The 23789-nt window shown below is 73.0% G+C and carries 24 protein-coding genes and 1 pseudogene; 16 read left to right on the forward strand and 9 right to left on the reverse strand.

What is annotated here, in order from left to right:
* Positions 1-89: 89 nt before the first annotated feature.
* Genes ACIO9K_RS22585 through ACIO9K_RS22595 form a run of 3 tightly spaced genes read right to left on the reverse strand, consistent with a single transcriptional unit; the run spans position 90 to position 1956 of the window.
* On the reverse strand, positions 90-1160 hold the full coding sequence (locus tag ACIO9K_RS22585) for a methyltransferase (RefSeq protein WP_400332380.1): 1071 nt from the start codon (positions 1158-1160) through the stop codon (positions 90-92).
* Positions 1157-1582, reverse strand: coding sequence for a hypothetical protein (locus ACIO9K_RS22590; RefSeq protein ID WP_400332383.1), 426 nt, complete (start codon positions 1580-1582; stop codon positions 1157-1159). Before ACIO9K_RS22590 ends, ACIO9K_RS22585 begins: the two co-directional genes overlap by 4 nt.
* A complete protein-coding gene (locus tag ACIO9K_RS22595; protein WP_400332386.1) occupies positions 1579-1956 on the reverse strand; it encodes a hypothetical protein in 378 nt (125 codons plus the stop codon). The genes ACIO9K_RS22590 and ACIO9K_RS22595 overlap by 4 nt, the downstream gene beginning before the upstream one ends.
* A 61-nt stretch (positions 1957-2017) precedes the next feature.
* Between ACIO9K_RS22595 and ACIO9K_RS22600 the strand changes: the two genes are divergently transcribed.
* Both ACIO9K_RS22600 and ACIO9K_RS22605 read left to right on the forward strand, forming a co-directional pair.
* Positions 2018-2536 carry a DUF5919 domain-containing protein gene (locus ACIO9K_RS22600; protein ID WP_400332389.1) on the forward strand — a complete coding sequence of 173 codons (519 nt, stop codon included), beginning with the start codon at positions 2018-2020 and terminating at the stop codon, positions 2534-2536.
* The gene (locus ACIO9K_RS22605) at positions 2523-2990 is read left to right on the forward strand and encodes an NUDIX domain-containing protein (protein WP_363620312.1); all 468 of its coding nucleotides are present in this window, start codon (positions 2523-2525) and stop codon (positions 2988-2990) included. Before ACIO9K_RS22600 ends, ACIO9K_RS22605 begins: the two co-directional genes overlap by 14 nt.
* A 3-nt stretch (positions 2991-2993) precedes the next feature.
* Here ACIO9K_RS22605 and ACIO9K_RS22610 read toward each other — a convergent pair whose 3' ends face one another.
* Positions 2994-3227, reverse strand: coding sequence for a hypothetical protein (locus tag ACIO9K_RS22610; protein WP_400332392.1), 234 nt, complete (start codon positions 3225-3227; stop codon positions 2994-2996).
* Between the two features lie 206 nt (positions 3228-3433).
* Here ACIO9K_RS22610 and ACIO9K_RS22615 point away from each other — a divergent pair, with 206 nt between their 5' ends.
* Positions 3434-4363: a phosphatidylinositol-specific phospholipase C gene (locus tag ACIO9K_RS22615; RefSeq protein WP_400332395.1), complete on the forward strand. Its 930-nt coding sequence runs from the start codon at positions 3434-3436 to the stop codon at positions 4361-4363.
* Positions 4364-4401: 38 nt separating this feature from the next.
* Entirely contained in the window at positions 4402-4992 is a 591-nt protein-coding gene (locus tag ACIO9K_RS22620; protein ID WP_363586340.1) for an alpha/beta hydrolase, read from the forward strand.
* A gap of 220 nt (positions 4993-5212) precedes the next feature.
* On the opposite strand, the gene ACIO9K_RS22625 is transcribed toward ACIO9K_RS22620, so the two are convergent.
* A complete protein-coding gene (locus ACIO9K_RS22625) occupies positions 5213-6682 on the reverse strand; it encodes an MFS transporter (protein ID WP_400332398.1) in 1470 nt (489 codons plus the stop codon).
* Between the two features lie 102 nt (positions 6683-6784).
* On the opposite strand from ACIO9K_RS22625, the gene ACIO9K_RS22630 reads away from it, so the two are divergent.
* A complete protein-coding gene (locus tag ACIO9K_RS22630; protein WP_400332401.1) occupies positions 6785-7672 on the forward strand; it encodes a helix-turn-helix transcriptional regulator in 888 nt (295 codons plus the stop codon).
* 16 nt (positions 7673-7688) lie between these two features.
* Here the strand turns inward: ACIO9K_RS22630 and ACIO9K_RS22635 are convergent, their stop codons facing one another.
* Positions 7689-8075: a hypothetical protein gene (locus tag ACIO9K_RS22635; RefSeq protein ID WP_400332404.1), complete on the reverse strand. Its 387-nt coding sequence runs from the start codon at positions 8073-8075 to the stop codon at positions 7689-7691.
* Positions 8072-8716 (reverse strand): hypothetical protein, encoded by a 645-nt coding sequence (locus tag ACIO9K_RS22640; protein ID WP_400332407.1) that lies wholly within the window; start codon positions 8714-8716, stop codon positions 8072-8074. Before ACIO9K_RS22640 ends, ACIO9K_RS22635 begins: the two co-directional genes overlap by 4 nt.
* A 135-nt stretch (positions 8717-8851) precedes the next feature.
* On the opposite strand from ACIO9K_RS22640, the gene ACIO9K_RS22645 reads away from it, so the two are divergent.
* From ACIO9K_RS22645 to ACIO9K_RS22670, 6 genes are all read left to right on the forward strand, one after another.
* Positions 8852-10078 carry a sensor histidine kinase gene (locus tag ACIO9K_RS22645; protein WP_363620324.1) on the forward strand — a complete coding sequence of 409 codons (1227 nt, stop codon included), beginning with the start codon at positions 8852-8854 and terminating at the stop codon, positions 10076-10078.
* A complete protein-coding gene (locus ACIO9K_RS22650) occupies positions 10066-10710 on the forward strand; it encodes a response regulator transcription factor (RefSeq protein ID WP_363620326.1) in 645 nt (214 codons plus the stop codon). Before ACIO9K_RS22645 ends, ACIO9K_RS22650 begins: the two co-directional genes overlap by 13 nt.
* A gap of 2 nt (positions 10711-10712) precedes the next feature.
* Entirely contained in the window at positions 10713-11501 is a 789-nt protein-coding gene (locus ACIO9K_RS22655) for a DUF4097 family beta strand repeat-containing protein (RefSeq protein ID WP_363620328.1), read from the forward strand.
* Positions 11502-11608: 107 nt separating this feature from the next.
* Positions 11609-12778 carry a tRNA dihydrouridine synthase DusB gene (gene dusB / locus ACIO9K_RS22660; RefSeq protein ID WP_363586333.1) on the forward strand — a complete coding sequence of 390 codons (1170 nt, stop codon included), beginning with the start codon at positions 11609-11611 and terminating at the stop codon, positions 12776-12778.
* Positions 12779-13342: 564 nt separating this feature from the next.
* Complete coding sequence (gene ppdK, locus ACIO9K_RS22665) at positions 13343-16051, forward strand: pyruvate, phosphate dikinase (RefSeq protein WP_363586332.1); 2709 nt, start codon at positions 13343-13345, stop codon at positions 16049-16051.
* Between the two features lie 253 nt (positions 16052-16304).
* Positions 16305-16820 carry a ribonuclease gene (locus ACIO9K_RS22670; RefSeq protein WP_400332413.1) on the forward strand — a complete coding sequence of 172 codons (516 nt, stop codon included), beginning with the start codon at positions 16305-16307 and terminating at the stop codon, positions 16818-16820.
* 30 nt (positions 16821-16850) lie between these two features.
* Here ACIO9K_RS22670 and ACIO9K_RS22675 read toward each other — a convergent pair whose 3' ends face one another.
* Positions 16851-17867 (reverse strand): hypothetical protein, encoded by a 1017-nt coding sequence (locus ACIO9K_RS22675; protein ID WP_400332416.1) that lies wholly within the window; start codon positions 17865-17867, stop codon positions 16851-16853.
* A gap of 90 nt (positions 17868-17957) precedes the next feature.
* Between ACIO9K_RS22675 and ACIO9K_RS22680 the strand changes: the two are divergent.
* A pseudogene (locus ACIO9K_RS22680) lies at positions 17958-18368 on the forward strand (ADP-ribosylglycohydrolase family protein); the annotation flags it as partial.
* Positions 18369-18382: 14 nt separating this feature from the next.
* Positions 18383-18778, forward strand: a complete 396-nt coding sequence (locus ACIO9K_RS22685) for a hypothetical protein (RefSeq protein WP_400332419.1) — start codon at positions 18383-18385, stop codon at positions 18776-18778.
* 16 nt (positions 18779-18794) lie between these two features.
* Here ACIO9K_RS22685 and ACIO9K_RS22690 read toward each other — a convergent pair whose 3' ends face one another.
* On the reverse strand, positions 18795-19523 hold the full coding sequence (locus ACIO9K_RS22690; RefSeq protein WP_363586328.1) for a GNAT family protein: 729 nt from the start codon (positions 19521-19523) through the stop codon (positions 18795-18797).
* 645 nt (positions 19524-20168) lie between these two features.
* Here ACIO9K_RS22690 and ACIO9K_RS22695 point away from each other — a divergent pair.
* From ACIO9K_RS22695 to ACIO9K_RS22705, 3 genes are all read left to right on the forward strand, one after another.
* The gene (locus ACIO9K_RS22695; RefSeq protein WP_363586327.1) at positions 20169-21113 is read left to right on the forward strand and encodes a PAC2 family protein; all 945 of its coding nucleotides are present in this window, start codon (positions 20169-20171) and stop codon (positions 21111-21113) included.
* Between the two features lie 207 nt (positions 21114-21320).
* The gene (locus ACIO9K_RS22700; RefSeq protein WP_400332422.1) at positions 21321-22286 is read left to right on the forward strand and encodes an SGNH/GDSL hydrolase family protein; all 966 of its coding nucleotides are present in this window, start codon (positions 21321-21323) and stop codon (positions 22284-22286) included.
* Between the two features lie 175 nt (positions 22287-22461).
* Positions 22462-23775 (forward strand): deoxyguanosinetriphosphate triphosphohydrolase, encoded by a 1314-nt coding sequence (locus ACIO9K_RS22705; protein WP_363620334.1) that lies wholly within the window; start codon positions 22462-22464, stop codon positions 23773-23775.
* The last annotated feature ends 14 nt before the right edge of the window (positions 23776-23789 follow it).

Here is a 23789-nt window from a genome sequence, read left to right on the forward strand (position 1 = left end):
TTGCGGTGGTCGGACCGAGCCACAGCATTCCATCGGTTGGCCCTGCCGTCCCGAGATCACCCGATTCCCGGAGGTGTTCTGTCGAGCCGTCAGGTAGTGGTGTGCTCCCAGCGGAGGGCGGGGTGGCCGTCGACCCAGTAGTGGGTCGCCCGGTCGGTGATCCGCAGGCGGACGGCGGTGAGGTCGGGGCGCCCGGCCTCCTGCCAGGCGGTGAGGACCCGCTCGACCTCGTCCCACAGGGGGACCGGGCCGCTCTGGTGGACCGCCCAGCCGTAGGTGTCGTCGGCGACCTCGGCGACGGATCCGGGGGTGGACAGGCAGTAGATCGACTCCAGATCCTCCCCGATCGATACGGTGAACTGGGCGCCGGGGAAGGCGAGTTGGGTGAGGAGGGCCGGTGTCGATTCGTTGAGGAGGGTGGGGGAGACGTGCGCCAGTCGCTTCGGCTCGGCGGCTGCCGCCCAGGCCGTGAGGTTGCCGACCGGGGGCGCCGGGCGATCGGGCCGGACGGGAGGGAGGGCGGAGCGGCCGATGATCCGGCCGTCGGCGGTGCCGTCCGCGTGGACGGTGACCCTGGCCAGGCCGGCGCCCTCGGGCCAGGTGCCGACCGTGGCCAGGATCGTGCCGCCGGGCCTGGTCCGTCGGACCCAGGCGTGGGGGATACGGCGCACCGCGTGGGTGGCGATCACCCGGTCGTGCGTGACCTCGGGGTCGCCCTCGGCGGTGGTGACGTTGCGCTCGCCGACGAGGTGGTGGAGCAGTGCGGTCGAGTAGCCCGTGCCGGCGCCGATCTCCAGCACGGTGTGCCCGTCCTCGGCGCCCAGGGCGTCGATCATGCGGACGGTGGCGGCCGGGGCGGTGGTGGAAGCGGTGGGGAAGCCCCGGACGGGTGCGGAGACCTGGTCGGCGGCCAGCTGCCCGTTGAGCTGGGTGACCAACGACCGGTTGCAGTGCGCGAGTTCGACCCACTCGGTGGGGTCGGCGCCGAGCTCGGTCACCGGCCGCCAACGGCGCCCGGCGGGCACGAACACCCCGGGCCGCAGGAACGGCTCCCGGGGCACGGCCTCCACGGCGGCGCGCAGTGCCGGGCTGGTCAGGGCGCCGTCCGCCTCAAGCCGGTCGGCGAGTGTTCGGCGCGCGGCGGCGGTGTCCGGGGTCACGGTTCTCCCTCCTGGGGCGGGTGTGTACGTCTGTGCTGGATCGCCTTGCTGAGTGCGGAGTTGACCAGCACGGTGACAACGCAGAGTACGAGGAGGAAGAAGAGGTTCGCCATGCCGGGGTCGCTGTGGCGAAGCGGGCGGGAGGCGAGTGCCCCTGCGCCCGCCCCGGTCGCGATGGAGAACGCTGCGGCGGCGACCAGGGCGGGGTGGGGGCGGGTCGGGGTGGGGGCGGGTCGGTAGCGCCACGAGTTCTGCGGGGGCGGCGGGCCGATGTCCTCGGGTCGGGCCGTCCACTCGACGCCGCCATGGGGAGGGCGGAGGTGGAGGAGGCCGGCGACGAGGTCCATGACGACGCCGAGTCGCCCGGTGCGGCTGTCGTGGACGAGAGCGGCGTCGGGGGCGGTGGGGGTGGCGGCCGTCACGGGGTGAGCCAGCTGTCGAGCCGCACGGTGACCAACTTCCCGTTCGCACCCACGACTTTGGCGGCGAGGGGCACGCCGCCCGCCGCGTTGAGCGTGACGGTCGCACCGACGGAGGGGTGCCACGGCTGCTGGTCGGCCTGCTCGCGACGGGCGCGGACGCCGGCGCGGAGCACGTCGACGATCTGGACGACTACGGAGGTCGGGGCGGCGCCGAGGTCGATCAGGACGATGCCGGTGACGGAGGCGCACGCCCAGTCGATTCCGGGGGAGGGGAGTTGGGTACCGGCGTAGGCGAGGGTCGCCTTGAGGTCGTCGAGGGCGTCGGCGGCCTCGCGGCGGTCCTCGGCGGTGATTTTTCTGATCATGGAAGCCATGGCGTTCGGATTTCCTTGCGTGACGAGACTGTCCGGAAATATGGCAATCGACTGACCGGCAATGATCGCGCTGTGTCATCACTCGATCACGATCCGATGGCTGATTACCAAGGCCGAGCGTGAGTTGACGTTCGCCGGCTACACCAACTACTTCCTGTGGCTTGAGCAGGCGAACCTTGCCGGTGTGTTGCGGCGGAAGGCTCAGGGGGGCTGTCGTGTGAGATTCCTCATCGGTGATCCTGACAGTCCAGTGACGAGAGCCCGTGAGTTTGAGGAGGGCGTTCCCCTCACGCTGGCTACACGGATCGCTGTGACCATCAGCGAGTTGGAGCGATTGCGAGATGTCTCGAACGTCGAGGGTCGGTTCGAGACCGGGCATGTGAACCTGTCTGTCTTCCGGCTCGATGACGAGATGCTGGTGACTCCGATCCTTGCCCGCAGGGTCGGCCACGACTCGCCCATGTTCCATCTTCGACGCACCCAGTCGGATGGCATGTTCGACCGATTCGCGGATCATGTCGAAGAGTTGTGGAGCCGAGGTCGAAGCATCTGGGAGGTGGCTGCGCATGGCCAGGCGTGATTTCGAGAACGACCCGCATGCGCCGAAGGCAAACAGCCTGGTGCCGGCGGCCTCTGTCGTCGTGGTCGACGGCGATGGCCGCGTACTCCTTCAGCGTCGTACCGACAACGGCATGTGGGCCTTGCCCGGCGGAAAGATGGAGCTCGGGGAGTCCCTCGCGGACTGCGGCGTCCGCGAAACCCGTGAGGAGACCGGTATCGACGTCGTCATCACCGGCATTGTGGGCACCTACACCGACCCTGGCCATGTTTTCGCCTATGACGACGGCGAGGTGCGGCAGGAGTTCTCCATTTGCTTGCTCGGTGAGCCGCTGGGTGGCGAACTCCGAGTCTCCGGCGAGTCGTTCGAGGTCGGCTGGTTCTCCCCAGCCGATGCCGACGGCCTGCCCATGGTGCCGAGCATCCGCAAGCGCCTCGCCGACTGGCGCAGCGGCCGCACCCCCGTCGTGCGCTGAGGCCTAGGAGTAGTGCTTGTGCAGGTCGTCGCTGATCAGTCCGGTGCCGTGGTGGACGGCCTGGCTGGAGTAGGTCCCGCGCAGTTGGGCGGCGTGCGCGGTTCGCTGGTGTTCGATCAGCAGCCCCTCGGTGTCGTCCGAGTGGCCGCTGCGGGCCCGCTCTCGGCGGCCCAGGAGGACGGTCGTGCCGATGATGGCGGCCACGAGTGAGACCAGGAACGCGATGGCGAAGGTCATGAGGTCTCACCTTTCCCCCGGTCCTGGATCGTCCCATGACGAACCATCTCCACGGAAGGGTCAGTTCCACCTGACCCGCCGCACGAGAAGTCGACCAGACCGACTTCTCGTGCCGCGCGCCACGGGTTTCGGGGCCCGTCCCATCGAGCAGATCGGGGAGGGGGCATGACAACTCCCCCTTCCAGATGTCGATGTGAGGAGTCCGCATGAGCCCCACCCGTCGTGACGTCCTGCGCTGGGGAGCCGGTGCCGGCGGCGCCCTCCTGGCCGCCGCCGCGTTCAGCCCGTCCGCCGCCGCCGCAGCCGTCAGCCCGTCCGCCTGGATGAGCGCCCTGGGCGACGCCACGCCGCTGACCGCCCTGACGATCCCCGGCACCCACGACTCCTGCTGCACCGACCCGATGCACGGCACCGAGTGGTCCCACACCCAGAACTGGGGCCTGCCCGAGCAACTCCAGCGCGGCATCCGCTTCCTCGACATCCGCTGCAACGGACTCGCGGGGACGGCTGACGAACTCGGCATCTACCACAGCGACAACTACCAGTACGTCCGGCTCCAGGACGTCCTCGACCAGTGCCGCTCCTTCCTCGCCGCCAACCCGCGCGAGGCCCTGGTCATGCGGGTCAGGAACGAGTACGCGGGCGGGAACCGGCTCGACGACACCGAGTTCCAGCGCCGGATCAACCACTACCTGGACGGCCTCGGCTACCGGGGCCTGTTCTGGACCGACCCCTCGTGGCCCACCCTCGGCCAGGCCCGCGGCCGCGTCGTCCTCGCCGCCGACTTCGCCAACCCGTGGTCCGTCATCCAGTGGTCCAGTGGCACCAACACCTGGTTCGCGACCCAGGACACCTTCCAGGGCATCAGCCTCGCCGCCAAGTCCCAGGCCGTCGTCGACTGGTTCGACCATGCCTTCCTCGACCAGGGCTCCCCGCGGATGTACGTGAACTTCACGAGCTACGCCAACGGCGGCTGGCCCAAGGTCAACGCGGCCGCCATCATGCCCCCCGTCCGCGACTACCTGAACGCCCGCCGCCAACAGGCCGCCCACTTCGGCATCGTCCCGATGGACTTCCCCGACTTCCACACCGACGTCCTGCAACTGCTCATCGACAAGAACTTCATCGGCCGCTGACCGGGGCCGTCGACCCGACCGCTGGGTAGCCTGCCGGCATGCCTGATCCCTCACCCTTCGCGGTCCCGAATCGTTTCGACGGTGACCCTGCCCGTGTCGCACTCGTCATTCCCGGAGTCGGTTACTCGCCCGCCAGGCCGTTGCTCCACTTCGCCCGCGCCGTGCTCCTCCAACACGGCTGGACGGTGCAGGAGTTGTGGTGGCAGGTCCCGGGTGACTTCTCCCGGTTCACCGTGGACGACCGGATCGCATGGGTCGAGCGGCAGGTCGGCCGGGCCGTCGCCGCGGAGGAGGGGGCCTGCGGTCTCCTGGTCGGCAAGTCCTTGGGCTCGCTCGCCTGTGGCATCGCAGCCGATCGGGGGATGGCGGCGGCCTGGCTGACGCCCGTCCTGACCCTCGACCAGGTGGCCCGCTCGCTGCGCCGATCCGAAGCACCGACGCTCCTGGTCGGCGGGAGCGCCGACCAGCTGTGGGATCGACAGGTCGCCGGGTCGGTGGGGCACGAGGTCCTGGAAGTGCCCTCGGCGGATCACTCCCTTGAGCTGGCGGATGATCCCGTGGGGTCGGCCGGGGTGCTGCGGCAGGTCGTCTCGCGGCTGGACCGCTTCGTCGGCTCGCTCGACGTCTAGAGAGCGCCCGGAGCCGGTCGGCGGACGCCGAACCGGGGTGGGCGGCCCAGGCGGCGGGTTGCTCTTCGGCGTCGGTGGTGCTGGCCGGGGTGTCGCAGGTGAGGGCGGGTCCGCCGGTGCCCGGGCGGTGCAGGACCTTGGCGCGACGTGGCGGCGGCCCCGCGATCGGGTGTCGATCGCGGGGCCGTTGCCGTCGCCGTGGCCCGTGGGGCCGGTCGGCTCAGCCGATGGAGCGGGGGAGGCGGGTGGTCAGGTACAGGATGACGAAGGAGCCGATGAGCTGGAGGCCCAGGCAGAGGGCGAGGGCGCGGTCCATGCCGAGGCTGGGGGAGAGCGACAGGTAGAGGGTGCCGAGGGTGGCGACGCCGAGGGCGAGGCTGGACTGCTGGCCGGTGGCCAGGACGCCGCTGCCGACGCCGGCCCGGGCGGCGGGCACCTTGGCGAGGACGACGCGGAACAGCGGGGTGCCGATCAGGCCCTGTCCGATGCCGGCGAGGGCGACGCCGGGCGCCATCCGCAGCGGGGAGAAGTGCGACCAGTCGGCGAGGACGGTGACGGCGAGGGTGGCCAGGCCGGCGGCCTGGATGACGGCGCCCGCGCTCAGTACCCGGCTGCCGTAGCGGCCGATCAGGCGGGGGCCGGAGAGCGAGGCGGTGAAGTAGCCGACGGCCATCGGGACGAGCGCCCAGCCGGCCGCGACCGGACCGAGGTGCAGGCCCTGCTGGAGGGCGACGGCGATGACGAACATGAAGCCGCCGAAGCCGGCGAAGTAGGGCAGGGCGATGCCGAGGCCGCGCCGCATCTCGGGGATGCGCAGCAGGGACGGCGGCACCAGCGGGGTGGCGCCGCGCCGCTCCGCCCGGCGTTCGACCAGGACGAAGGCGGCGGCGAGGACGGGGAACAGCCCGAGCAGCACCCAGGACCAGAGCGGCCAGCCGGCGGCGCGGCCCTCCATCAGCGGGACGAGCAGGGCGAGCAGCGAGGCGGTGAGCAGGACGGTGCCGGGCACGTCGACCCGGGCGGCCTGGGTGGCCCGGCTCTCCGGGACGTAGCGGACGGCGAGGACCAGGGCGAGCAGCGCGAACGGCACGTTGAGCAGGAAGACGGAGCGCCAGCCGGTGCCGAACAGGTCGGCGGCGACGAGCATGCCGCCGAGCACCTGCCCGATCACCACGGAGATGCCGCCGACGGCGCCGTAGATGCTGAGGGCGCGGCCGCGCCGGGCGCCGTCGGTGGCGGCGGTGATGGTGCCGAGGACCTGCGGGATCAGCAGCGCGGCGGAGGCGCCCTGGGCGGCGCGGGCGGCGACCAGCGTCCAGGCGCCGGGGGCGAGGCCGCAGGCGAGCGAGGTGAGGGCGAAGGTGGCGGCGCCGACGACGAAGAGCCGGCGGCGGCCGAAGATGTCGCCGAGGCGCCCGCCGAGGACGAGCAGGACGGCGAAGGCGATGCCGTAGCCGGCGGCGACGAGTTCGAGGACGGCGGGCCCGGCGGCCAGGTCGTGGTCGATGGTGGGGAGCGCGACGTTGACGATGAAGAAGTCGAGCATCGGCAGGAAGGCCCCGAGCAGGACGGTGACCAGCCCGGCGGTGCCGAGGGAGGGGGCAGCGGTGCGGGCGGCGGTCGCGGTCGCGGCGCCGGGGGTGGTGGCGGTGCGGACCGGGTCGGGGGCGACGGCGAGTTGTTGGGTCACGGGTCCTACGATCCGCCTGGCCGTACCCTGGTACCAGAGTGTGGTTATCCAGGTATAAGAAGTACCTGGCAACAGGCTCCGGGCTGGCGCATGCTAGGAACCATGAGCCTCACCACCCCGGCCGCGCAAGCCCGGTCCGCCTCGGTCGCGCAAGCCCGGACCACCCCCGACGACGCCCGCCGGCACGACCTGGCGGCCTTCCTGCGCAGCCGCCGCGAGCGGATCGCGCCCGACCAGGTGGGCCTGCCCCCGACCGGCCGCCGCCGCACGCCGGGGCTGCGCCGCGAGGAGGTCGCGCAGCTCGCCGCCGTCGGGGTGACCTGGTACACGTGGTTGGAGCAGGGACGCGACATCCAGGTGTCCACCCAGGTGCTGGACGCGGTCTCCCGCGCCCTGCTGCTGGACCCGAGCGAGCGCGCGCACCTGTTCACCCTGGCCGGCGCGGAGGATCCGGCGCCGGTGAAGGAGTGCCCCTCGGTCACCCAGAGCGTGCGGCTGGTGCTGGAGCAGATGGCGCCGTACCCGGCCGTGGCCGTCAACCCCCGCTACGACGTGCTCGCGTACAACGCCCAGTACACCGCGATCGTCGGCGATCTCAACGAACTTCCTTCCGAGGACCGCAACTTGATGTGGATGGCGTTCACCCCCTCGCGGTTCCGCGAGGTGCTGATCGACTACCGGACCGAACGCCTCGGCATGGTGGCCCGGTTCCGTGCCGCGATGGCCGACCACAGCGCGGAGCCCGCCTGGAAGGCACTGCTGGCCCGGCTGCTCAAGACCTCGCCGGACTTCGCGGAGGTCTGGCAGCGGCACGAGGTGATGGGGCCCAGCAACGGGATCAAGCGGTTCCAGGTGCCGGGCGTCGGGCTGCTGCGCTGCGAGTACACCAGCTTCTGGCTCGGCCCCCGACTCGGGACGCGGATGATCACGTACACCCCGCTGGACGAGGAGACCCGCGCGCTGATGAACCGGTTGCCCAGCAGCTTCTAGCCCTGCCCGACGGCTTCTAGCGGGGGGTGAGGACGGCACGCCCGAGCAGCACGCACACCACCGCGAGCGGCAGTTCGACGCCGAGCGCCATCACCAGGGCGGCGAGCACCGCGTGGCCCGGGCCGGCGCAGGCGATGTCGGCCAGCGCGTCCCCCGCGAGCAGCAGGGCCACCACTCCGCCGGCCCAGCCGGCGGCGGCGCTGCGCCGGCGCAGCAGGGCGTCGAGCGAGAGCAGCGCGGAGAACTCCAGCAGGTCGAGCACCACCCACGGGGTCTCGTGGCAGGCGGCGAGGACCGCGAGCCAGGGCAGCAGCGCGACGGCGGCCACGACCGGCACCCGCTCGAAGCGGGCGGGCAGGACGAGGGCGGCGGCCGGGCGGCCGGCGAGGACGGCGGTGCTCATGCGGCCCCTCCGACGACCGCGGCCTCGCCCCGGCGCCGCACCCGCTCCAGCGGCTGCCGCTCGGTGGTGTCCCCGCCGGGGTGCCGGACCAGCACCCCGGCGTACGGGCCCTCGGCCCAGGCGAGCCAGAACCGCCCGGCGACCGTGACCACCTCGGCGCCGACGGCCGGTCGCTCGAACCGGAACGGCCCGGCCGACCAGAGCGACCGCACGGACCCGAGCGACCGCACGGACGGGAACGACCGCACGGACCCGAGCGACCGCACGGACCGGAGCGGCCCGGCCAGCCGCCCGGCGGTGAACGCCACCGCGGGCGCACCCCCGTCGGCCGCCAGCCGGCCCCAGGCGAGCACGTGGTGCGCCCGCCCGCCCGCCGGGCTGCGCCGAGCACCGCGCAGCAGCTGCGGGGTGAGCCGGGCGGCGACCAGGACATCGGCCAACTCGCCGTCCTGGTACACCTCCAGCGCGGCCCGGCCGCGGCGGCCGACCAGGCTGCGGACCGACCAGGGCCCGGCCCCGACCGGCAGCGTCCCCTCCGGCCCCGCCGTCCGGCGGAGCGCGTCCCCGGGAACACCCCCGTCGCTCCCGGGGACGGGCCGCCGGGGCGGCGGGGTGGCGGAGTGCGATGCGGTGCTCGTCATGCCGTCCAGCTTCCCGTCGATCATGGGCCGCTGTCGGTGGTGCCGCGCTCCGAATCCGGGGTGTACCTAGATACACCCCGACCGTGAGCCCCCCTTCATGGTGGCCGTTGATCATCGCGCCCTACGCTGTCGGTCATGCCCTCCACCACGTTGCGCCGAGCGCTCGTCAGGAGCCTTCGGCGCCCCCCGTGGTCGCCCGAGGCCTGGCGGGACACCCGCTTCATAGCCGCCGGCCTCCCGATGGCCCTGCCGGTCTGGCTGGCCGTCACCGAGTCCAAGCTGCTCTTCCCGATGACGGCCCTGGTCCTCATCTGCACGCGCCCGCTCACCGCCGCCCAGCGCGGCCGGCTGCGCGCCCTGCGGGGGGTGGAGGTGTCGCCGCCGCGCCCGGGCGAGCCGTGGGCCTGGCTGCCGGGCCGGCTGCTGCTGGGGCTGACCTGGCGCCAGAGCGTCCACCACCTGCTGGCCGGCCCGCTGCTGGCGGCGGGCGCGCTGGTGGTGCTGTACGCCTGGGGCGCCGGCGTGGTGATGGCCAGCGTGTACGGCTGGGTCTGGCTGATGCCCGTCGGCAGCCCGCTGCGCTCGGAGCTGGCCGGGCTGGACGTGGTGATCACGGTCGCCGGGGTGCTGCTGCTGGCCGTGATGCCCTGGCTGGCGGCGCTGGCGGCCTGGCTGGAGGTGCGCACGGCCCAGTTGCTGCTCGGCCCCAACCGGGCGGAGGCGCTGGAGCGGCGGGTCGAGGAGATCGCCGAGAGCCGGGCCGGGCTGGTCGACGTGGTGGACGCCGAGCGCCGCCGGATCGAGCGGGACCTGCACGACGGTGCCCAGCAGCGCCTGACCTCCCTCGCGATGAACCTGGGCCTGGCCCGGCGCACCCTCAAGGACGTCCCGCCCGAGGTCATGCAGGTGATCGTGGACGCGCACGAGGAGGCGCAGGCGGCCATCGACGAGCTGCGCGACCTGGTCCGCGGCCTGCACCCGGCGGTCCTGGAGGACCGCGGCCTGGACGCGGCGCTGTCCGGCATCGCGGCCCGCGCCCCGCTGCCGGTGCGCCTGGACGTCCACCTCGCCGAGCCGGTCGCCCCGACCGTCGAGGCGGTCGCCTACTTCACCGTCTCCGAGGCCCTGACCAACGTGGCCAAGCACGCCCGCGCCCAGCGGGTCGACCTCTCGGTGCGGACGGTCGGCGGCCGGCTGCGCCTGGTCATCAGCGACGACGGCGTGGGCGGCGCGGACGCCTCGCGCGGCACCGGGCTGACCGGCCTGCGCAAGCGCGCCGCCTCGGTCGACGGCACACTGTCCGTTCTCAGCCCCCTCGGGGGCCCCACCACCATCACCGTGGAGTTGCCGTGCGCGCTGTGATCGCCGAGGACTCGGTCCTGCTGAGGGTCGGCCTGGTCAAGGTCCTGGAGGCGGTGGGCTTCGAGGTCGCCGCGGCCGTCGGGGACGCCACCGAGTTGCTGGCGGCCGTCGAGGAGCACCGCCCGAAGGTGGTGGTGGCGGACGTCCGGATGCCTCCGGGCTTCACCGACGAGGGTGTGAAGGCCGCGCTGATGATCCGCCGGCAGTGGCCGGAGGTCGCCGTGCTGCTGCTCTCCCAGTACGTGGAGGAGCGCTACGCCGCCGACCTGCTGGCCACCAACACCAGCGGCGTCGGCTACCTGCTCAAGCAGCGGGTGGCCAACGTGGACGACTTCGTGGAGGCGCTGCAGCGGGTCGCCGCGGGCGGCACCGCGCTGGACCCGGAGGTGGTGGCCCAGCTGCTGGTGCGCCGCCACCGGGACCCGCTGGAGAAGCTGACCCCGCGCGAGCGGGACGTGCTCGGCCTGATGGCGGAGGGCCGCTCCAACGCCGCGATCGCGGCCGCCCTGGTGGTCAGCGACAGCGCGGTGGCCAAGCACATCAACTCGATCTTCACCAAGCTCGACCTGCCGCCGGCCGACGACAGCCACCGCCGGGTGCTGGCGGTGCTGCGGTTCCTGGAGGTCGGGTAGCCGTGGGCGGACCGACGAAGGCGTGGGGGCGGAAGGCCTGGCGGACCACCGGCACGCTCGCGATCGCGGTCGTCATGATCGGCGCCGGGATGCAGACCTGGGCGATGGTGGTGCAGCAGCAGACGACCTCGACGCAGCCGTACAACGTCGTCATCCACAAGCTCCGGCTGGACACCGGCAGCGCCTCGGTGCGGATCAGGGCGGGCCGCGACGGCCGGGTGGTGGTCCGGCAGAACCTGGACTGGATGGTGCGCAAGCCGTCGGTGTCGACCACCTTCGACGGCGACGTGCTCACGGTCGGCATGGAGTGCCGGAAGTTCCTGCCGTTCGCCGACTTCGGCTGCGGTGCCCAGATCGAGCTGGAGGTGCCGGCCGGTACCGACGTGTCGGGGCAGGTGAGCTCGGGCAGCGTCGAGGTGGACGGCCTGAGCGGCGGCGTCCGGATGGACCTCACCTCGGGCGAGCTGAAACTGACCGGCACGTCCGGGCAGGTGTACGCGCACGCCACCTCCGGGATGGTGCAGGGCACCGGCCTGAGCTCGGAGCAGGTGTACGCGGAGACCACCTCGGGGGCGGTCGACCTGGCCTTCTCCAGGGCGCCGCGGTCGGTGGACACCAGGAGCGGGTCGGGCTCGGTGAAGCTGGCCCTGCCGCAGGACTCCCACTACGCCTTCAGCGGCGAGGTCGGCAGCGGCAGCCGCCACATCGACCCGAGCCTGGCGGACCCGGCCAGTCCGAACCGGATCCACGGCTCGGTCACCTCGGGCTCGATCACGATCGACCCGGCCTAGAGAGGCCCGGAGGGCCCTGGGGAGGCCCGGAGCGGCCCGGAAACAGGGGCCGACCCGAGTGGGGGACAATGGAGAGTCCCGTTCCCCTGCCCCGAGGTCAGCCGCGCATGACTGCCACGCCCGCACCCACCGCGCCCGACGCCGAGTTCGCGCCGCTGGACATCGGCCCGATCCGGGTGTGGCCGCCCGTCGTGCTGGCGCCGATGGCCGGCATCACCAACGCGCCGTTCCGCACGCTCTGCCGCGAGCAGAGCGGCGGCAAGGGCCTGTACGTCTCCGAGATGATCACCACCCGGGCCCTGGTCGAGCGCAATGCCAAGACCATGCAGCTGATCAAGTTCGACGCCAGCGAGAAGCCGCGCTCGATCCAGCTGTACGGCGTGGACCCGGTGACGGTCGGCAAGGCCGCCCGGATGATCGCGGACGAGGGCCTGGCCGACCACATCGACCTCAACTTCGGCTGCCCCGTCCCCAAGGTGACCCGCAAGGGCGGCGGCTCGGCGCTGCCGTACAAGCGCAACCTGCTGCGCGAGATCCTGCGCGAGGCCGTGGCCAACGCGGGCGACCTGCCGGTCACCATGAAGATGCGCAAGGGCATCGACGACGACCACCTCACCTACCTGGACGCCGGCCGGATCGGCGCCGAGGAGGGCGTGGCCGCGATCGCCCTGCACGGGCGCACCGCCGCCCAGCACTACGGCGGGACGGCCGACTGGTCGGCGATCGCCCGGCTGCGCGAGTCCGTTCCGGCGCACGTCCCGGTGCTGGGCAACGGGGACATCTGGTCGGCGGACGACGCGCTGCGGATGATGCGGGAGACCGGCTGCGACGGCGTCGTGGTGGGCCGCGGCTGCCTGGGCCGGCCGTGGCTGTTCAGGGACCTGGTCTCGATCTTCGAGGGCGAGGTCGACTACGCCCGTCCGGACTTCGGCTACGTGGCGCGGGCCATGGTGCGGCACGCGCAGCTGCTCGGCGAGTGGATCGGCGACGAGGCGCGCGGCGTGATCGACTTCCGCAAGCACGTCGCCTGGTACACCAAGGGCTTCTCGGTCGGCTCGGAGCTGCGGGTGAAGCTCGCCAACTCCTCCTCCCTGGTCGAGCTGGCCGGAACCCTCGCCCTGGTGGAGCAGTCCCAGGCCTGGCCGGCGGGTGCGGACGGGCCGCGCGGGCGTACCGCCGGCAACAACCGGGTGGTGCTGCCCGAGGGCTGGTTGGACGATCCGTACGACTGCGCCCGACCGGGGGCGGATGCCGAATCGGACACCTCTGGCGGATGACCTGTCCATAGTGGCGAAATCGTCCCCCGGGGGCCGATCGCCACTCGGTCCCAGCCCTCTTGTCCAATCTGGACAGGAGGGCTCCTTTTTGGCGATCCGATGTCACGGAACGGGCACGTTTCTGGACGGAGTGCGACGATCGGCGGAGGTGGACTACGTTCGACCGGTGAGATGCGCTGGTGACGCTTGCCACATGCGGTGGCGCCTGACGGCGGGTCAGTGGACGAAATGGACAGGTCGACTGTGAATCGCTTCCCGAAGCCGGTGGGCCGGTGATCGGCCGATCCGAGTGCAGGAAATCAAGCCGGGGCAACGCGGGCGACCCGCGACCGCTACCCAGCGTCCGAATCATGCGATCTTCGTGTTTCTATTCGTTCAAGACTTGAAGGTTGGCTAGCGTCATCCGGACGATTTCACCAACAGAGGTGAACGCCTTTATGTGCATTCGATCTATCGGGTTACCCCCGGGTACCGGCCTCGTACGGCCCATTCGGGGCAGAGAAGAACCTTCGAAATGGGTATGTTCTCCGGCGTCAGGGCAACCGCGTACGAGGAGACCGACCCGTGCCGTCCCAGCAGAAGTTTGTTTACTCCTTCACTGAAGGAAACAAGGACCTCAAGGACCTTCTCGGCGGCAAGGGCGCGAACCTGGCCGAGATGACCAACCTTGGCCTCCCCGTCCCTCCGGGGTTCACCATCACCACCGAGGCCTGCAAGGTCTTCCTGGAGACCGGCAGCGAGCCGGCCTCGCTGCACCAGGAGATCAGCGCCCACCTGGACGCGCTCGAGCAGGAGATGGGCAAGAAGCTCGGCCAGCCCGACAACCCGCTGCTGGTGTCGGTGCGCTCGGGCGCGAAGTTCTCCATGCCCGGCATGATGGACACCGTCCTGAACATCGGCCTCTCGGACGCCTCGGTGGTCGGTCTCGTCGCCCAGTCCGGCAACGAGCGCTTCGCCTGGGACTCCTACCGCCGCCTGGTCCAGATGTTCGGCAAGACCGTGCTGGGCGTCGACGGCGAGCTGTTCGAGGAGGCCCTGGACGAGGCCAAGCACGCCAAGGGCACCGCCAACGACCTGGACCTGGACGCTTCCGACCTCCGGGCGCTCGTCGAGGTGTTCAAGGGCATCGTCGAGCGCGAGACCGGCCGGGCCTTCCCGCAGGACCCGCGCGCGCAGATGGACCTCGCCATCCACGCCGTCTTCCACTCCTGGAACGGCGACCGCGCCCGCCTGTACCGCCGGCAGGAGCGCATCCCGAACGACCTCGGCACCGCGGTCAACGTCTGCAGCATGGTCTTCGGCAACCTCGGCGAGGACTCCGGCACCGGTGTCGCCTTCACCCGCGACCCCTCCACCGGTGCCCAGGGCGTCTACGGCGACTACCTGTCCAACGCCCAGGGCGAGGACGTCGTCGCCGGCATCCGCAACACCCTGCCGCTGGCCGAGCTGGAGAAGCTCGACAAGAAGTCGTACGACGAGCTGATGACGATCATGCAGACGCTCGAGAACCACTACCGCGACCTCTGCGACATCGAGTTCACCATCGAGCGCGGCAAGCTCTGGATGCTGCAGACCCGCGTCGGCAAGCGCACCGCCGCCGCGGCCTTCCGGATCGCCGTCCAGCTGGTCGACCAGGGCCTGATCGACCTGGACGAGGCCCTCATGCGGGTCACCGGCGGCCAGCTCTCGCAGCTGATGTTCCCGCGCTTCGCCCCGAACGCCGAGTCCCAGCAGATCGCCTGGGGCCTCGCCGCCTCGCCCGGTGCCGCCATCGGCAAGATCGTGTTCGACTCCTACACCGCCGTCAAGTGGTCCCGTTCCGGCGAGAAGGTCATCCTGGTCCGCCGCGAGACCAACCCGGACGACCTGGACGGCATGATCGCCGCCGAGGGCATCCTCACCTCGCGCGGCGGCAAGACCTCGCACGCCGCCGTCGTCGCCCGCGGCATGGGCAAGACCTGCGTCTGCGGCGCCGAGGAGCTGGAGGTCGACACCAAGCGCCGCCGGATGACCACCGCCGGCGGCCTGGTGCTGGAGGAGGGCGACGTCGTCTCCATCGACGGCGCCACCGGCAAGGTCTACCTCGGCGAGGTCCCCGTCCTGCCGTCCCCCGTCGTCGAGTACTTCGAGGGCACCCTGCACGCCGGCGCCGACGTCCAGGGCGGGCTCGTCCAGGCCGTCCACCGGCTGATGGCGCACGCCGACGTCCGCCGCCGGCTCGCCGTGCGCGCCAACGCCGACAACGCCGAGGACGGCGGGCGCGCCCGCCGCTACGGGGCCCAGGGCATCGGCCTGTGCCGCACCGAGCACATGTTCCTCGGCGAGGAGCGCCGCAAGGAGGTCGAGCACCTGATCCTGGCGGACAACGACAAGGACCGCGAGCTCGCCCTCTCCACCCTGCTGCCGCTGCAGAAGGGCGACTTCCTGGAGCTCTTCCAGGCCATGGACGGCCTGCCCGTCACCGTCCGGCTGCTCGACCCGCCGCTGCACGAGTTCCTGCCGGACATCACCGAGCTGTCGGTGCGCGTCGCCCTCGCCGAGGCCCGCAAGGACCCGAACGAGAACGATCTGCGCCTGCTCCAGGCGGTGCACAAGCTGCACGAGCAGAACCCGATGCTGGGCCTGCGCGGCGTCCGCCTCGGCCTGGTCATCCCCGGCCTGTTCGGCATGCAGGTCCGCGCCATCGCCGAGGCCGCCGCCGAGCGCCGGCTGGCCGGCGGGGACCCGCGCCCCGAGGTGATGATCCCGCTGGTCGGCACCGTCCAGGAGCTGGAGCTGGTCCGCGACGAGTGCGAGCGCGTGCTCGCCGAGGTCGCCCAGTCCACCGGCGTGCAGCTGGACATCAAGCTCGGCACCATGATCGAGCTGCCGCGCGCCGCGGTCACCGCCGGTCAGATCGCCGAGGCCGCCGAGTTCTTCTCCTTCGGCACCAACGACCTCACCCAGACCGTGTGGGGCTTCTCCCGGGACGACGTGGAGGCCTCGTTCTTCACCGCGTACCTGGAGAAGGGCATCTTCGGGGTCTCCCCGTTCGAGACCATCGACCGCGACGGCGTCGGCGCGCTCGTCAAGCACGCCGTCGAGGCCGGCCGGGCCACCCGCCCCGACCTCAAGCTCGGCGTCTGCGGCGAGCACGGCGGCGACCCGGACTCGGTCCACTTCTTCCACGAGGTGGGGCTGGACTACGTCTCCTGCTCCCCCTTCCGGATCCCGGTGGCGCGCCTGGAGGCAGGCCGCGCCGCCATCGAGACGGCGGGCAGCGACCCGCGCTGAGAGAGGGTAGGCATCCCCTCCTCGGCCGCGGGCCGGACTGACCGCTTCCCTCCCCGTCGGGAGGGCGTACACCGGAGCTCGGCGCAGGAGAACCGGCGTACGTAACAACGGCCGGGCGGGAACGGACAATGGCGTCCGTCCCCGCCCGGCCGTCCGTCTGTGCCCGGCCGTCCGTCCCCGGTCGGCCGGATGTGGCGGCGGCCACGTGTGTAGCTGGCCGGGCGGCGCCCGCGGGCCTGCGAAGCTGGGGCGCATGACCAGACGTAAAAGCCCGCTCGTCGTCGTGGCCGTCCTGATCCTGGCCCTCGTCGCCGGCATCGGGTACCTGCTCGCCGGCAAGGGTGGCAGCAGCCACCCCAAGGCCGCCGCGAGCTCCACCGCCACCTCGGCGGGCGGCTCGGCCCCCAAGTCCTCGGCCCCCAAGCCGTCCCCGCCCGCCGGCGGCACCCCTGCCCCGAGCGGCACCTGGGTGCCCGCCGACCCGGCGCTCGCCGACGTCTGCCGCAGCAAGCTCCCCAGCCAGGCCCAGGACACCCTCGGCCTGATCGCCAAGAACGGCCCGTACCCGTACAACCGCGACGGCATCGTCTTCGAGAACCGCGAGAGCCGCCTGCCGAAGAAGTCCGGCGGCTACTACCACGAGTTCACCGTGGTCACCCCGGGCTCCAACGACCGCGGCACCCGCCGCGTGGTCACCGGCGGCTCCGGCGAGCAGTACTGGTCGCCGGACCACTACGGGACCTTCCAGGAGATCGATCCGCGCTGCTGACACCCCGAGCCGCGTGACACCCCGCACCCCTCACCGGGCCCGGCGCCAGCTGATCCGGCGGTGGGGGCCGTGCGGGCCGGTGGTGAGGAGGGCGGTCAGCTCGTGGAACACCGGGACGGGGTCGCGCCGGAGCCGGACCGGGGTGGTGCGGACCACGGGGAGCCCGACGGCGGTCAGCCGGTTGGCGCGGGCCGGGCCGCGTTCGTGGTCGGCGGGGCGCAGGTGCCAGGCGCGGGAGTCGATCTCCAACGCCACGCAGGCGTGCGGCCAGTAGGCGTCCGGGACGGCGAGGAAGCGGCCGTCCAGGAAGAGCACCGGGTTCCACAGCGGCTCGGGCAGGCCCGCGTGCGCGAGGAGTTCGCGGGCCTCGCCCTCCACCACCGACCGCACTCCGGCGGTGAGGTCCTCCACCACCCGGGCCACCTGCGGCAGTCCGAGCGCGCCCGGCCGGGCCAGCAAGTGGTCCAGCAGCTCGCCGAGTTCGCAGTGCCGCCGCTGGACGGCCTCCGCGCACAGCGCCCGGAACCGGTGCTGCCCGGTCTCGCCCGGCGCGAGGTCGGCCAGCGCCCGGGCGACGGTGGCGCTCCACAGCCCGTCGTCCCGCTCGAAGCCGCCCGGCAGCGGCCCGGCCGACCGGTGGATCCGGACGAACTCGCGGTCGCGGACCCGGCGTTGGGCGGGAATCAGGACGTCGATCCGGGACAGGTCGGCCGGGTGTCCGGCGCTCGGCAGCCCCGCGTCGGCCAGCACCGCGTCCCCGGTCAGCAGCACCTCCCCGGCCTGCGGCGCCCGCCCCTTGGGGCTCGCGTACGCCAGCGCGGCGCGCAGTCGTTGATGCGCCGTCAATCGGCCGGACCGCAGGCAGATCACCCGGGGCAGCACCTGTTGCCAGGGCCCGTCGGGGCGTAGCCGGTGGGCGATGGTGCCGGACGGCACGCCGAGCCGGCGCAGTTGCGCCCGGGTGACGATGTGCTGCTGGTCGGCGCCGAGCAGCACGACGGGGTCGAGCGGGTTCACGCGGGTCATGCCCCGGGTGCTGCCCACCATGATCGGATGTATGCGAAACATCGCTCGTCGGGGGAGCCCACGAGAATGAGGTTGACGGAGCGCCGGTCGAACCACTGAGCTGAGGGCCATATGACGACTCCACCCACCGGCCCCGCGCTCGACGCGCTCAACGGCCTTTCGGTAGGCGATGCCTACGGTGCACAGCTCTTCGTCCCGGCCACCGCCGCCGCCCATTTCGCCGCCCGCACCGACCCGCCCGGCCCCTGGCCGTGGACCGACGACACCGAGATGGCGTGCTCGGTGTACGCCGCGCACACCGAACGCGGCACGATCGACACCTTCGACCTCACCCACGCCTTCGCCCGGCGCCACGACTTCGACCGCGGGTACGGTCCGGCCGCCAACCGGATGCTGCGGCTGGTCCGGGAGGGCGGTGACGCGAAGGCCCTGGCGGCCGAACTCTTCGACGGCCGGGGCTCGTACGGCAACGGTGCCGCGATGCGGGTCGCCCCGCTGGGGGCGGCGTACGCCGAGGACCCGGCCGCCTGAAGCCCATGCTGCTGCCCGGGTGGGCGTTCCCCGAGCCGGGCGGCGTCCGGCCCGCCCCGGAGAGGGAGGGCCGCCTGAAGCCCATGCTGCTGCCCCGCGCCTGCCCGGTGCCGGACGTGGTCTGGACGGACGAGGAGTGGCAGCGGATCCGGGCCGGGCTGCGCCCCCGGGAGATGGAGGACAAGTGGGTGTCCCACACCGCCGAGGGCGTGCTGCGCCTGCACCGCAGCTGGACCGGCTTCGAGATCTGGAGCGTCCGGGTCACCCCGGTGCGCGGCGGCTGGCGACCCGGGTCGGCGCTGGCCGAGGCGCACCCCGACCGCTTCCGGGGAGCTGCCGATCCGGAGCTCCTCGCACGGGTCCTCGGCCTGGCCGCCAGGGGCTACGGGTGGCGGCCGTAGCCCCCTTCGGACCGTTTCAGGCCGTGATCAGGTGCCCGGGACCGCCGCCGTGTCTAAGGCACTCCTGGTTGATCGCCGGATCCGGGGCGCTGGGCGAGGTGGCGGCGGCGATCCGCAGCTCGATGATGTCCCGTACCGCGGGCCACTCGTCGTCGAGGATCGAGTAGAACGCGGTCGAGCGCACCACCCCGTCGAGCCCGCGCGAGTGGGCCCGGCGGACGCCCTCGGAGGTGGCGCCGAGCCGCTCGATGGCGGTGCGCGAGCGCTGGTTGCGGGCGTCGGCGCGCAGCGAGATCCGCTGCACCCCCCAGGTCTCGAAGGCGTGGCGCAGCATCAGCAGCTTGGCCTCGGTGTTGATGCCGGTGCCCTGGGCGCGCGGCGAGAGCCAGGTGTTGCCGATCTCGGCGGCGTCCGGGACGGCCGTGGCCGGGTCGCCGAACGGCACCCCGGGCACCGGTGGCCAGACCATCGGCCCCCGCCAGTAGTCGAGTTCCAGGAATCGGGTGGAGCCGACGACCCGGCCGTCCGCCACGTTCACCGTCGCGAACGGCAGCGACCGGCCCGCGGCCTGGTCGGCGAGGGCGCGCGCGATGTAGTCGCGGGCCGCTTCGAGGCCGTGCGGGACGGGCGTGAAGGCGTAGGTCGTACGGTCCTCGGCGCCGGCCTCGGCGATGGCCGAGGCATGGTGCGCGGCGAGGGGCTCCAGCCGCACGGTGCGGCCGGTGAGGATGACAGGTACGGGCACGGAACCTTCGGTCCTTCATCGGTCGGAGGGTGCCTACCGTGCCGGGGTACGGCTCGGGAGGCAGGGACAGTCGCCCCGGCCCCGGAGCACGCCCGCCGGTACCCGCGCACGCCGGAGAGCCGGTCGGGCGGGGCGGGGGCGGCGGCCCGGAGGCGGGCAGCGCGGTGCCGGAACGGACTCGGGTCCACGGACCGGTCCGGCGGGGATGAGCGAGGGGACAGTGTGCGTCCGCGAGATGGCCGATGAGGAAACGGGAGCGCGAAGGAAACAGGCGGCCAGATGAAGGCAAGATGCGTCGTGTGGGCTGGCCGAGCACCGGTCCGGGACGTGGCCGACGGCGTTACGGGACGACGTGACGACGACGCGACGATGCGAGGCAGCGAGAGGACGATACCCGCCAGAAGGCGGTGCGTCACTTCCCGGCACGCGAATGGCGGTGCGGGCCGCTGCGACCCGCCCCCGGACGGGCCGTTGAACACCCGTGACCAGGGGCTTTCCACCCGGGTGCGATCATGGTCCGGAGCGGTCCGGAGAGGCCGCCGGACCCGCCGCCGGGCGGGTCGGGAATTCCGGCGGCGCCCGGCACGCTGGAGAGGACGAGAAGCCGGTACGTCGTGACGAGTAGAGAACGGGGTTGGGTGCGCGGTGCGTGACTTCCAGGCGCTGTACGAGCTGGATCAGCAGGGCGTGGCCGCGGTGGCCGCGGCCACCGCGGAGCTGCGCGACACCGGTGCGGGCCTCGTGCTGCTCCAGCACTTCGAGGGCTTCATGGACGCCGGCGAGGCCGGCGGCCAGGTGGTGGCCCACCTGCTGGAGACGGGCTCGCCGCAGGTGGTGGCCCGTTTCGACCACGACCGCCTGGTCGACTACCGGGCGCGCCGCCCGGCGATGGTCTTCGACCGGGACCAGTGGGCGTCCTACGAGCCGCCGGAGATCCTGCTCCAGCTCGTCCGCGACGGCGCCGGCGCGCCGTTCCTGCTGCTCACCGGCCCCGAGCCGGACGTCGAGTGGGAGCGCTTCGCCGGCGCCGTCCGCGAGCTGGTGGAGCGCTTCGAGGTCCGGCTGGCGGTGGACTTCCACGGCATCCCGATGGGCGTGCCGCACACCCGCCCGGTCGGCCTGACCCCGCACGGCAACCGGCTCGACCTGGCGGCCGGCTACCCGCAGTGGTTCGAGCAGGCGCAGGTCCCGGGCAGCGCCCAGGCGCTGCTGGAGTACCGCCTGGCCGAGGCCGGGCACGACGTGCTGGGCTTCGCCGTGCACGTCCCGCACTACGTGGCACGCTCGGAGTACCCGGCGGCCGCCGTGCTGATCCTGGAGGCGGTGCAGTCCGCGACCGGCCTGGTGTTGCCGGGCACCCGGCTGCGCGAGCGGGTCGGCGAGGTGTACGCCGACATCGAGGAGCAGCTGGCGCACGGGGACGGCGAGTTGCGCTCGGCGATCCGCGGCATGGAGGGCCAGTACGACGCGGTGGCGGGGGCGGAGGGTCGGGAGAGCCTGCTGGCCGAGCCGGTGGACCTGCCGTCGGCGGACGAGCTGGGGCGGCGCTTCGAGCAGTTCCTGGCCGAGCACGAGCGCGGCGCGGAGTAGGCCCGGCGCGGAACAGGTCCGGGCCGGGAGTCGGTCCGGCGCGGAATCGGCCCCGTAGGGGCGGGAACCGGCCGGGTCTGCGGCAGCCGGGAGCCATGGGAGTCATTCGCGGGCTCCGTTCGTTGGTGGTGGCGGCGTCGGGGGACGCGCCGCCGTACGGAGCTGCCCGTGACGCCTATCCCCCGGGGGGATGCCATGCCCACGACCATGTCCAGGACCATCCGCCCGGCCGTCGCCCTGACGGCCGGGCTTGCCGCGCTGCTGCTCGCCGGGTGCACCGCCCCGGACGGCGGGACGGAGGGCTTCGCGGGCGCGCTGCCCGCCAAGAACGTCAAGTCCACGCCGCCGCCGAACGGCCCGTACGTGGCCCTCGGCGACTCGTACACCGCCGGCCTGAAGATCGCCCCGCAGGTGGGCGAGCCGAAGGGCTGCTCCCGCTCGGGGGTCAACTACCCGTCCCTGGTGGCGAAGGGGCTCGGGCTGCCGGCCGGCCAGTTCCAGGACGTCAGTTGCAGCGGCGCCCGCACCGGGGATCTGACCGGCGCCCAGGAGACCGACCACGGCACCAACCCGCCCCAGCTGGACGCGCTGACCTCGGCCACCCGCCTGGTGACGGTCGGCATCGGCGGCAACGACGCGGGCTTCATGGAGGTCGTCAAGGAGTGCGCCAAGGAGAACCTGGTGGACGCGGTGAAGGGCATCGTCGGCGCCACCCGCGCCTCCTCGCCCTGCCGCGATCACTACGCCTCCGGCGGGACGGACGAGGTGCAGCGCAAGGTCGACGCGGCCGGTGAGCAACTCGGCAGGATCCTGCAGGACATCAAGCACCGCTCCCCGCAGGCCCGGGTCTACGTGATCGGGTACCCGACGTTGCTCCCGGCCGACCCGGCGAGCTGCCGGTCGGTGCTGGGCAAGGCGGTCGCGGCCGGGGACCTGGGCTTCCTCTCGGAGAAGGAGCAGCAGCTCAACAGCATGCTCAAGCGGCGGGCGGCGGGCGCGGGCGCGGTGTTCGTGGACGCGGCCGCCCCCTCGGCCGGGCACGACATGTGCGCGGGCGAGGCCACCCGCTGGGTCGAACCGCCCTTCCCGGCCCCGGGCCTGGCGGCGATCCACCCCAACGCCAAGGGGCAGGAGGCGGTGGCCGCCGTCGTCCTCAAGGCCGTCCGCGGCTGAGGCCGGAGGCCGGGGCCGGACCGCAGGCGGCGCACCGCGGGTCGGGGCGGTCACCGGCGCGTCACCGGGGCCGGGGCGGACATCAGCGCGTACCGCAGGATTCACGCTCCGGCCCACGCCCCTTCGTGCGCGGCACACCCCGGCTGTCGGGGGCGCGGCGTACCGTGAGGGGCATATGGATGACACCGCGCACCGCCTCGCCGCCGCCCCGCTCCCGTACGACCACGCCGCCGAGGCCCGCTGGGTCCCCGAACCGGACAAGCGCCCCGGCCGCACGGCGTTCCAGCGCGACCGTGCCCGGGTGCTGCACTCGGCGGCGCTGCGGCGGCTGGCCGGCACCACCCAGGTGGTCGCCCCGATGCGCAGCGACTTCCCCCGCACCCGGCTCACCCACTCCCTCGAATGCGCCCAGGTGGGGCGGGAGTTGGGCGCCGCCCTGGGCTGCGACCCGGACCTCGTGGAGGCCGGCTGCCTGGCCCACGACATCGGCCACCCGCCGTTCGGCCACACCGGCGAGGAAGCGCTCGACCAGGCCGCCGAGGCCTGCGGCGGCTTCGAGGGCAACGCGCAGTCGCTGCGCATCCTCACCCGGCTCGAACCCAAGCGCTTCGCCCCGGAGGGTGAGCACCCCGCCGCTCGGCTCGCCCCCTGGCCCGGCCGCAGCGTCGGCCTCAACCTGACCCGCGCCGCCCTCGACGCCGCCACCAAGTACCCGTGGACGCGCGGTGCCCACCCCACCGACCCGGCCTCGCCCAAGTACGGCGTCTACGCCGACGACCTGCCGGTGTTCCGCTGGCTGCGGGCCGGCTCCCCGGCCGGGCGCAAGTGCTTCGAGGCCACCGTCATGGACTGGTCCGACGACGTCGCGTACTCGACCCACGACGTCGAGGACGGCCTCCAGGCCGGCCACATCGACCCGGCCGCGCTGCGGGCGCCGAGCGAGCGGGCCGAACTCTTCAAGGTCGCCGAGCGCTACGCCCCGGACGCCGAGCCGGAGGAGCTGGCCGCCGCCCTCGACCGGCTGCTCGCCCAGGACCGGTGGCCCCAGGAGTACGACGGCACGGCCCGCGCCCGGGCCGGGCTGAAGGACCTCACCAGCCAGCTGATCGGCCGCTTCTGCCTGGCCGCCGAGCAGGCCACCCGGGCCCGCTACGGCCCCGGCCGGCTCACCCGGTACACGGCCGAGCTGGTGGTGCCGCGGGGCGTTCGGCTGGAGGTCGCGGTGCTCAAGGCGGTCGCCGTCCGCTTCGTGATGCAGCGCGACGAGCAGGCCCAGCTGCGGGCCCGCCAGCGGATCGTGATCGCCGAGCTGGCGTACGTGCTCACCCAGCGCGCCCCCGAGGGCCTGGACCCGGTGTTCGGCGCGCTCTACCGCGAGGCCGAGGACGACCGGGCCGCCCTGCGCGCGGTCATCGACCAGATCGCCACCCTCACCGACGCCTCCGCCCTCGCCCTGCACGCCAGGCTCGTCGGCGCCGCCTGGGCCTGACCGCCCGCGGCCCC

The organism is Kitasatospora sp. NPDC087271 (assembly GCF_044744605.1).
GTDB lineage: Bacteria > Actinomycetota > Actinomycetes > Streptomycetales > Streptomycetaceae > Kitasatospora.

Bases quoted from the DNA above. Each gene is read 5' to 3' on its own strand.
- ACIO9K_RS22595 (WP_400332386.1), bottom strand. From the start codon at position 1,956: ATGGCTTCCATGATCAGAAAAATCACCGCCGAGGACCGCCGCGAGGCC.
- ACIO9K_RS22600 (WP_400332389.1), top strand. From the start codon at position 2,018: ATGATCGCGCTGTGTCATCACTCGATCACGATCCGATGGCTGATTACC.
- ACIO9K_RS22605 (WP_363620312.1), top strand. From the start codon at position 2,523: ATGGCCAGGCGTGATTTCGAGAACGACCCGCATGCGCCGAAGGCAAAC.
- ACIO9K_RS22610 (WP_400332392.1), bottom strand. From the start codon at position 3,227: ATGACCTTCGCCATCGCGTTCCTGGTCTCACTCGTGGCCGCCATCATC.
- ACIO9K_RS22615 (WP_400332395.1), top strand. From the start codon at position 3,434: ATGAGCCCCACCCGTCGTGACGTCCTGCGCTGGGGAGCCGGTGCCGGC.
- ACIO9K_RS22620 (WP_363586340.1), top strand. From the start codon at position 4,402: ATGCCTGATCCCTCACCCTTCGCGGTCCCGAATCGTTTCGACGGTGAC.
- ACIO9K_RS22630 (WP_400332401.1), top strand. From the start codon at position 6,785: ATGAGCCTCACCACCCCGGCCGCGCAAGCCCGGTCCGCCTCGGTCGCG.
- ACIO9K_RS22635 (WP_400332404.1), bottom strand. From the start codon at position 8,075: ATGAGCACCGCCGTCCTCGCCGGCCGCCCGGCCGCCGCCCTCGTCCTG.
- ACIO9K_RS22640 (WP_400332407.1), bottom strand. From the start codon at position 8,716: ATGACGAGCACCGCATCGCACTCCGCCACCCCGCCGCCCCGGCGGCCC.
- ACIO9K_RS22645 (WP_363620324.1), top strand. From the start codon at position 8,852: ATGCCCTCCACCACGTTGCGCCGAGCGCTCGTCAGGAGCCTTCGGCGC.
- dusB (WP_363586333.1), top strand. From the start codon at position 11,609: ATGACTGCCACGCCCGCACCCACCGCGCCCGACGCCGAGTTCGCGCCG.
- ACIO9K_RS22670 (WP_400332413.1), top strand. From the start codon at position 16,305: ATGACCAGACGTAAAAGCCCGCTCGTCGTCGTGGCCGTCCTGATCCTG.
- ACIO9K_RS22675 (WP_400332416.1), bottom strand. From the start codon at position 17,867: ATGGTGGGCAGCACCCGGGGCATGACCCGCGTGAACCCGCTCGACCCC.
- ACIO9K_RS22685 (WP_400332419.1), top strand. From the start codon at position 18,383: ATGCTGCTGCCCGGGTGGGCGTTCCCCGAGCCGGGCGGCGTCCGGCCC.
- ACIO9K_RS22700 (WP_400332422.1), top strand. From the start codon at position 21,321: ATGTCCAGGACCATCCGCCCGGCCGTCGCCCTGACGGCCGGGCTTGCC.
- ACIO9K_RS22705 (WP_363620334.1), top strand. From the start codon at position 22,462: ATGGATGACACCGCGCACCGCCTCGCCGCCGCCCCGCTCCCGTACGAC.